This is a genomic window from Prevotella amnii DSM 23384 = JCM 14753, from assembly GCF_000378745.1.
Lineage (GTDB): Bacteria > Bacteroidota > Bacteroidia > Bacteroidales > Bacteroidaceae > Prevotella > Prevotella amnii.
On sequence record NZ_KB905316.1, the window covers coordinates 1 to 9,661 of the forward strand.

General features: G+C 39.0%; 6 protein-coding genes and 3 pseudogenes. 5 read left to right on the plus strand and 4 right to left on the minus strand.

The features are described 5' to 3' along the window. The 5 genes and pseudogenes from F596_RS0109970 to F596_RS11180 all read left to right on the plus strand — a co-directional run. A partial coding sequence (locus F596_RS0109970) for an IS4 family transposase (RefSeq protein WP_019036834.1) occupies nt 1-798 on the plus strand: 798 nt, incomplete at its 5' end. A gap of 86 nt (nt 799-884) precedes the next feature. Beyond that, a pseudogene (locus F596_RS12340) lies at nt 885-1,121 on the plus strand (hypothetical protein); the annotation flags it as partial. Nucleotides 1,122-1,469: 348 nt separating this feature from the next. Beyond that, complete coding sequence (locus F596_RS0109980; RefSeq protein ID WP_019036835.1) at nt 1,470-3,164, plus strand: sigma-70 family RNA polymerase sigma factor; 1,695 nt, start codon at nt 1,470-1,472, stop codon at nt 3,162-3,164. Between the two features lie 721 nt (nt 3,165-3,885). Continuing rightward, nucleotides 3,886-4,674 (plus strand): class I SAM-dependent methyltransferase, encoded by a 789-nt coding sequence (locus F596_RS0109990; protein WP_024992773.1) that lies wholly within the window; start codon nt 3,886-3,888, stop codon nt 4,672-4,674. Between the two features lie 610 nt (nt 4,675-5,284). After that, nucleotides 5,285-6,682 (plus strand): annotated as a pseudogene (locus F596_RS11180) (IS5 family transposase). 126 nt (nt 6,683-6,808) lie between these two features. Here F596_RS11180 and F596_RS11185 read toward each other — a convergent pair. The 4 genes and pseudogenes from F596_RS11185 to F596_RS0110020 form a co-directional block, all read right to left on the minus strand. Beyond that, nucleotides 6,809-7,192 (minus strand): annotated as a pseudogene (locus F596_RS11185) (transposase); the annotation flags it as partial. Nucleotides 7,193-7,351: 159 nt separating this feature from the next. Then, complete coding sequence (locus tag F596_RS0110010) at nt 7,352-8,926, minus strand: Eco57I restriction-modification methylase domain-containing protein (protein ID WP_019036842.1); 1,575 nt, start codon at nt 8,924-8,926, stop codon at nt 7,352-7,354. Between the two features lie 4 nt (nt 8,927-8,930). Next, nucleotides 8,931-9,383 carry a hypothetical protein gene (locus tag F596_RS0110015; RefSeq protein WP_019036843.1) on the minus strand — a complete coding sequence of 151 codons (453 nt, stop codon included), beginning with the start codon at nt 9,381-9,383 and terminating at the stop codon, nt 8,931-8,933. Between the two features lie 29 nt (nt 9,384-9,412). After that, the coding region (locus F596_RS0110020; RefSeq protein ID WP_019036844.1) for a transposase at nt 9,413-9,661 on the minus strand (249 nt) is incomplete at its 5' end.

Genomic DNA, 9,661 nt, shown 5'->3' on the forward strand with positions numbered 1-9,661 from the left:
TTCTCTAACGTCATCTTCAAGGGCGTGGGCCGTCATCTCAAGACGGGAAAGAAGAAGGGTGGCATAAAGGTGCATTCCGCCATTCATGCAAACGAGAGAGTTCACTGTGACGTGAAGTTCACCTCTGCCGCTACCAACGATTCCTTCATGCTCGCCCCCAGCCATTTCAAGCATGATGAAATCGTTGCCATGGATCGTGCATATATCAACTATGAAAAGTTTGAGGAACTGACCGAGAAGAACGTCGTCTATGTCACCAAGATGAAGAAAAATCTCAAATACAAGGTGTTGGCAGGCTGCATGGATATGAACGAGGATGGGCTTATGGAATATCGTGAGCAGGTGGTGGTGTTCAGGAAGGGCGGTATCAACCATATAGCGCGTATCGTCACCTATGTGGATATCAAGAAGGGAAAGACGCCAAAGTTGGTATCCTTGCTTACCAATGACTTTGACATGTCCATGGAAACTATCGTAGCCACCTATCGCAGGAGGTGGCAGATAGAATATCTTTTCAAGCAGATAAAACAGAACTTCCCTCTTAGATACTTCTATGGGGAGAGTGCCAACGCCATCAAGATACATATTTGGGTCACACTCATTGCCAATCTATTACTGTCACTGCTGCAAAGCTCATTGCAGAGGCGGTGGAGTTTCTCAGGGCTGGCTACTATGGTGCGCATTGTACTTATGGAATACCTCAACATGAATAATTTATTCAACATGCCGGATGCCGACATGAAACTCATGCTTGAAGCAGCGGCTGAATCGCCACCAGAGGTAACCGAAAATGAATAAGGGGACTTGTCGCTAACATGCTGCCATCCGAACTATTTTGTCTCAATGAGTTGGAATGAGAATTTCTATGTTTAGCGGACAGTAATATAATAAAATCCTCAACCCTGCATCCCGATGAAAGGAGTGCAGGAGAGGAGAAAATCGTTATCAATGGACAGTTCAAAGACTATGCACCGCTATATCCACTTCCTATCATCATCGTTCTGTCCTTTATGTTAGACAGCACGGAAGCTCATTTGTTCAGAATGCAGATCTATTAGGAATTGCAGAATACTGCATTCGTAATAATACCGATATTTTTGTTTGGCAATATAGATAACTGATTACTATTTCCTTTTTCTTTCACCGATTACATCTTACTACATAACTACACTAAGGAGAAAAATAGTGAAAGAAAAGAAATACTGTAGTACGTAAGAGGATTTTTCCTGCTACTACTTAAAAACTACATATTACTTCTTTTTATAATCTTTCAATAAAAGCATACTATTTGTTATTATATTCGTATCTTTGTAAGGTGATTTTCGAAGTAGACATAATATGTCTGCATGTTCCTTTTAAAGTTATTAAAGGTTAAAATAAAGAAAACCAACAAAAATAAGTGCAGTCTTTTAGAGCAAATAGACTCTTTTTAAATTTAAATAAGGAGATGTTCCTTTGCTTAAAATAATATGATACGGATTGACGCTTGCAAAAATGGGGATAATGAAGCCCTCGGAGAACTCTATACGACATATGCCAAGAGACTTTTAGGCGTATGTCGGCATTATGTAAAAGATGATAATGTAGCCGAAGATATTTTGCATGATGCATTTATCATTATCTTCATGTCTATCCAAGATTTGAAGGATGAATCAAAATTAGAGGGTTGGATGGTAACTATTGTAAGAAACCTATGCTTAAAATATTTCCAAAGTACAGAAAAGAAAAACATTCCCTTGTCTTGCTTGGATATAGAAATCAAAGAAGAAGTAAGGGAGGAACAGAAAAGCATTGAGTTGGGACTATTGTTGTCTGCTATAGAATCCTTGCCGAAGGGGAATCGAGAGGTTTTCAAACTTTCTGTCTTGGATGGTCTTTCTCATAAGGAAATAGGAGAACTGCTCGGCATCAATCCTCACAGTTCTTCTTCCCAATTGTTCAGGGCAAAGAAAATGCTGCGTACCATGCTGATTAATTATTGGATGCTGCTTTTGCTGCCGATTCTAATACCCGTCTATGTTTATTTTATAACGCGAGACAAGACTATAGAGTCTTCTGATAACAAACGAACAGCAGAAAACACTTATAAGGAACTTCCAAAACGACTTCAAAAGGAAGCCGGCTCTCAAAAGGAAACACAACCAAGATATTCACTTTCATTAAGTACCGACGGTAATGTTGGACATACTTTTACGGAGATCGCTGTTCCTGTTGAAGATATTTCTTCGCAGGTAATTACAGACAGTGTTGGGGCTAGACAGCAAACAGTATCATTCAATGTTGATTCCTTAGAGAAGCATCTAACAATAAAAGGTATTAGCATAGGAGACTCAATGTTACATTTCTCACAAATTTCTGAAGAAAAAATGCTGGCATTGAATGAAAGTATGCACTCCAATGCCAGCAATAAGAAGAAATATCCATGGACATTTAACTTCGGCTATTCATCCAATGCCGGAGCAAATGGAACCATTTCCAATCTAGGATATCTGTCTTTGGTAGATTATGCTAATGGAGGTGCAACAGCCAAACTGTACACTCGAACCGATTTGGAAAACTATTATGATCGGAACATTGCACTGATGGATTCTGTCGAGAGAGCAAGAATGTCATTTATTTTAAATGACGCAATGGATAGCAACGACCCTTTAGATGAGAAAGCTCATCATTACCGCCCGAAAACCTTTAGTCTCTCACTTAACAAGCAGCTAAGTCCTCATTGGTTCCTTGGTACAGGCTTGACCTATACAAGGTTGAAATCCGATTTTGAAAATGATTTTAATGGTTCTTCCTTACAGAAGATACAAAAGATAGATTATGTGGGCATACCTTTACGATTGACCTATCGTATATGGGGTAAGGGTCGCTTCAACGCATATACTACAGGCGGTGTGACATTTGAAATGCCTGTTCACAGTTCGCTTGACAAAAAGTTTATCATAACAGCGGACTCTTCATATACGTTGAAGGGCAACATCAAGGCACGTTATCAGTGGTCTATAAACTTGGGTATCGGTGTGCAGTACATGATATACAAACCATTCAGTCTGTATTTAGAGCCTAATATGTTCTATTATTTTGGGAATGGCAGTGGTCTTGAGACCTATCGCACGGAACATCCGTTCATGTTCAACATCCCCTTTGGATTAAGATTAACATGGTAATCATAAATAAATATAGAATATGAAATACATGAATTTAATAAAGTATCTATTGGCACTTTGCTCCTTGGAAGTAATCGCTGCGTGTTCCTCAGAAAACGTAATAGTTGAAAATGTTAAAGTAACAGATATTCTTACCTCCGATTGTAAAAGTTCAGCATCTAAAGAGGATTCTCGTCCTGAACATCTCACAGACTTTTATAGTAATAAAACGAAGCTGCTCATGTTCATGGGAAAAGACAACACTGTTACCGCCCAATTTCTTGACGTAATGGATAATTGTGCAATTGGTCAACTGAATGTAGATGTGAGTTGCTCAGAAAAAAAAATTGTAATCATCCTTTACCCAGACCGTGACATGTACACTGATTGTGTCTGCATGTATGATGTAAACTTTAAAATAAGGAACTTGCTATTCGGAAATTATCTTATTGAGATATATCAGACAACCTCGAACAAGCAGACAAGTTCATCCAACAGAATTTATCAGGGTTCGGTAACTTTGGAATCCAATAAGACCTTAACACTGACCATGACACGTTAGATATCTATAACTGAAGAAAATAAGACGGTGCGCACATTGCTACGCACCGTTTTCTATGAATACTGTTATAGATTTTCATTTTTTAGAAAATAGAGAGCAGTCTTTTGCATGGAACTATATCTATTATTTGATGGACTCACAAGACCATCTCGTTTGTTTAACCATTTAACAGATACATCAATGCAAGCAAGACACTTAGATAGAAAAAGATATTTTGAAGATTCTGCTATAACTTCAGCTCATTATTACCTGCCATATATTAAGAATTTCCATCCCTTAAATGCATATAGCAGAATCTTAGAAATAGGGTGTGGTGAGGGTGGAAATTTGAAACCTTTTGCAAAGGCAGGCTACCAGGTCTTTGGAGTGGACATGGCAAAAATACGAATAGAACAGGCACGACAATTTTTTTCCAAGGAAAATTTGGAATGTCGTTTCGAGAGTAGCGACTTCATGAAATATCCTGCTCCAAGTGATGACGACAAATTCGATGTAGTTATACTGCATGATGTTATAGAGCATGTTCCCGACAAGCTGGCTTTTGTCAGCCACATTCGTAAGTTTATGAACAAAGACGGTATTCTATTCGTGGCATTCCCTGCATGGCAGATGCCTTTTGGTGGACATCAGCAAATATGTCGCAATAATGTATGGTCTAAAATACCATTCTTCCATTTGCTCCCACATTCGTTATATCGCTTTATACTAAGAAAAGTAGCAAAGGAAGAAGATGCAACGATAAAGGAGCTATTGTATATCAAACAATGTAGATGCCCAATTGAAAAATTTGAAAAAGTCATAAAAGCAGTAGACCTATCCATACAGAGCAGGGTGCTATGGTTTATTAATCCGCACTATCATCAGAAATTCGGGTTAAGTCCCCAAAAACTTTGTTTGCCTATTTCTCATATCCCTATTTTGAGAAACTTTTTTACTACTTCTTGCTTTTATCTGTTGAAACTCAAATAATTTTAAGATATATTCAAAAAGGATTCTTTGATAGAATTAAGTCAATGGCGATTTCAACTTTCAAGTAAAGACATAATGTAGCTATCAATATGTTCAGAAATGTGTCACTGGCTAATTTTTTGAGCATTACTTATCAAGATAACCAGATTGTCCTTGCCGTTTATCATGATGTGGTTGATATGCGTGCTAATTGTTTTTGTAAATACGATGTCAATTTTAAAATGAGCAAGTTGTAATATGGTAATTATCAGCTGAAAGTATATGATACCTGATTGAATATGAAATATGATGAAGCTAATATTGCATATAATGGGCAGATAAATATGATTCAGAATTTTTCTGTAAAATTTAATATAGAAGTTAGCTTGTTAGAAAATTAAGGTATATTTTTAAGATTTTATTCAAATTTATAGCACCTGGGCTGCTGGCACACATTAGTTCAAGTGCCATTTTTGTTGTTTAGGCACTAATGTTTTCTCGTTATTCCTTGTAGTTAGTCGTCCCTTGAAAAGTAAATAACCTATTGATTATCAATAAAATGTACTTTTTATTATTTGTTTATATCTACAAGTTTTTGTATCTTTGCATGGTAAAATCTTGCAAATCAACAATGTATAAATCTCCATCCAACACCCATCAGGTATCAATGTTTTGGGACTTGGCATCCATGCTCAATCCCACCCATCCAATGTATAAACTTGCCAATCTGATAAATTGGGAAACCTTTGAGCGTTCCTTTGCCCCCTTGTACTGTAAAGACAACGGACGCATGGGCAAGCCTATCCGCCTGATGGTCGGTCTTATAGTGCTGAAGCATATTCGCAACTTCTCGGACGAGAGCGTCGTGGAACAGTTCTCTGAGAACGCCTACTACCAGTATTTTTGCGGAATGGAATCCTTCACCATCGCCAAACCTTGCGTTCCGACGGAACTCGTGGAGTTCCGCCATCGCATTGGCGAAGCGGGCATGGAGTTGATTCTCAAGGAGAGCATCTGGGGCAACCTGCTGCTTGACGACAAGTGGAAAGAGAATGAAAACAGAAATGACAGCAAGGACGGTCGTGGACGCAAGTCCGACACCGAGCAGACAGCCTTTATTGACTCTACCGTGCAGGAGAAGAACGTCACGTTCCCCACGGATTTGAAACTCCTGAATAAAATCATCGGCTTCTGCCGCAGCGTGGCTCATGCAGAGCATCTCAAGGTGCGCCAAAGCTATGCCGGGGAAATCAAGAGACTTAAGCTTGTGCAGCGTTTCCGTGGCAGGAAGAACAGTTCAGCCAAGGTAAGGAAAGCCGACCGTCGGATGCGCACCATTGCCAGAATGCTGTTGCGCGAGCTGGTTCGGTATTTGCCCCCAGAGAACTCTTACCAAGAACGTATTGAAGTCTGCATGAAGTTTGTTAACGGCGAGAGAATGGACGGTCACAAGATCTACTCCCTTCATGAGCCGGACGTGTTGTGCATCAGCAAGGGGAAGGACCACAAGAAATACGAGTTAGGCAATAAAGTCTCCCTTGTCAGACTGTGGAATGGTCTCATTGTCGGTGCATTATTTTTCCGCAATGAATACGACGGTCATACGATAGACAAGGCAATGGAGCAGGTCGGCAGGGTCTATGGCAGGAAAATCAAAAGACTTGCGAGGGACAGATGGTATCGCGGGCAGGAAATGTGCGGAGAGACGAACATCATGATACCCAGTGTTCCCAAGGCAAGCTACTCGCCACACACGAAAAAGAAATAACAAAGGTTCTTCCGCAAGAGAGTAGGAATAGAGCCTGTCATAGGGCACTGCAAGGCATATCATCGATTGGGGAGGAACTTCTACAAGGGTCTCTTTGGTGATGCCATTAACGTGATGCTCGCTGCGGCTGCATTCAACTTCAAAAGAGCCATGTGGTTTCTTTTGCGCCTTATTCGAACCATGATAAAATGGAATATTCAAGGAGTGGATTCCAACTTTAACGAAACAAAGGTATTATCCAATACCATTTGCTGGTTGTAAGTCGAATTCTTGAGGGACGACTATATATTTCCCCCTTACTTGAGAAAATTGGACACAATAATCCCAGGAGTTCGATAAAAATTGTATGCAAGAGCCTCCATAATATGTTGTGCATGTGTCTTTGCCATTGATTTCATTGAGAACCATATCATAAAGTTCTGCTTCAACCAAGGTGTTGCGAAAGCGGCAAATTGTAGTACTGTCGGGAGCAGTATCTTCTAAACCCAAGCCAACAAAACGACTGAAAGAAAGACGATCGTTTACTTGTTCCTCTACTTCACCATCACTAAAACAATACCATGTACAAAGAAGTTCTATCTTGAATAAAATCAAGCTGTCATAACTTGGACGACCTGTTGATTTATAACCTTTGGTATAAGCGATTTCTATGATAACACGGATAGGTGTCCAATCGATTAATTTATCTATTTGGAAAAAGGAGGTCTACTTGATCTTACACTGACCGAGAACGACATCGGCAAAACTGGGAGAAGAAAGAGTTTGTTTCATACCATAAAGGTACAAAAATATGATGAAATGAGCAAATCTTCAACAATAAGTTTTGCAGAGGTCTCTTTCTATATTTCATATATGGTAAGCTAGTCGGCAATAAGGGGTACATCTGAAAGAATCCCCTCGCAAGCTATACGGTTCGTAACCATCACATTATCATAAATTGCTCTGACTATCAAGAAAGTTCAACTGCCTTGGTGTAGATTTTGTACTTTTAGCTTTTTTGTCTGTTCCTACATTATTAGAATACAGATTAGCGAAGATTTTATCTAATTCTATCCTGTATGCGCTTATGTCTGATTCGCCAGATTTCAATACCGTAACTATCTTCTTTACTAAAGCATCGACTTTGATCTTTACATCTTCAACAGGTGTGACAAATGGAATTTTCTTAATATAGTTTGCAGAATTGTTTGTGGAGGGATTAATGGCATTTATAAGTTCTGTACAGACGGACGAATTGAAAAAGCCCAAGAGATAATACACCCAAGTTTCATCCTTGGGGAATACACCTACTATTGACTGGTCGAACAATCTTCCGTCAATCAACGCGGCTGTCAATCTTGAAGACCGTATCATAGGGATACCTATTCCATTCTTGAAATAGAAATCCGAATTTTGGAATCTACATTTTTTACTTTGTCTATATTCTGTAATAGCCAAAGTTGACCAATCCATAAACCAATGATTGGGTTTGACATACTCAACATTTCCACCCTTTACAATCGGCACAAGGCAACATGGTTCTGATATTCCGTTCTCTTTCTCTTTTTGAGATAACGATGTCATCCTAATACGCTCTTTGTCTGCGCAGCCGTATTTTTTAGCATTCTTTACCTCTTTATTGATTGGGTGAAGATACTTTTTGTCATATCCCGAATAAAAGCCAGTAACGCAACTTGCTATGTCTCCAATTCTTTTTATGTCCCTGTCATTTACCAGCTCTGCAATTTGTTTGGTAGAGTTAAGCATGAATGCCGATCCAACACTTTCAAGTACAGATTTCTGAGATACAATTTTCATTACACCACAATCCCTTTGCTCCAGTTCCTCCACTGTCTTAAAATTTGTCCTAACCACAATCTCGTTGTTCAGATTCTGAGAAACGTCTGAACTTTTCTCCAATGTAATAATACAAAGATTTGCATAGCCAAAATTGACACCAGGAAAAAATGAAGAGGGGAAAAGAGCCAATTCTTTAATCTTGGTATTGGTGAGCAAAAATTTACGAATGGACAAATGCCTATGAAGAGACAGGAATGTATTGGGAACGATAAAGCACAACTCTCCGTTTTCCTTCAAGCAGCGGGTACAGGCATAAAGAAAAAGGGTATAACTCTCTTTCGTATATAAATCAGGGTACAATTTGTTGAGAAGTGCCTTTTTATGCTCGTCGCTCCTCGCACCATAAGGAGGATTGCCTATTATCTTGTCATATCTTTGCGAGCACTCCAAAATCGCTTTATCAAGCAAGGTGTCCGTTTCCTTGATTGATACGCAAGATTTCATACTATACTTGCTTTTCAGACCAGCCACAGTAGACGAATTAAGTTCAAAAACACTGATTTGCACATTTTGAGTATTTTCCAATATTTTGTCTATGAATACACCATCTCCTCCACACGGCTCCAATATCAGGTCATGTGGTTTAAAATGCAACATGCCTGTCATATAATTGAGTATGGGGTTTGATTTTGTATAATATGCTTGATATGTCAATGCAGTGTCCATATACTTACCAGATAAGATAATTCTGAAGATTGTTATGCGTAACAGTTTCCCTCATCCGAGATGCAAAGTCGTTCATCCAATCAATATTGTTCTCTATCCAATGGTGAATGTCAAAACCCGTGAAATGCCGTATTTTAGAATATGTGTCAGAACCGCATGAAGTTTTCCACACTCCTGAACTTTGGAGCGTATTCAAATAGTGGTTGTTCTCTGTAGAGCGAACGAATATCAAGCACTTGTAGTTTTCTGCCTCTATATTCTGGTATATACTCCCGACAAGAAGCAGCCTATTTGTATTGCCTTTTTCGTTTGAGCCGAATCCGCTCTTGAAATCTACAATATATTTGGCTGTTCCGTCTGTGAAATGTAAGTCGCATTCCAACTGTATTTCACCTGATGTCACAAGTCCCCACACCTTGTCATAATAACGTTTAAGTTGTACTTTTTCGTCAAACATAATAGCCAAACCATCTATATAGTCGTCCCTTAAAAACTATATTTCAGCATAAAGTTTGTACTGACAAGCTTTATGCTGATTCTTTTTATAAGGCACAAAAGAGCTCTCATAGCTCTTTTGAAGTTATATGCTGCCGCAGCTAATAATACATTGATAGCATCTCCTTTCACACCTTTATAAAAGTTGCGAGATAATCGGTGGTCTGCTTTAAGATGTCCTATTGTTGGTTCTATACCTGCTCGTTTACAAAATAGTTTGTGTTTCTTTTTCTTTTGGTA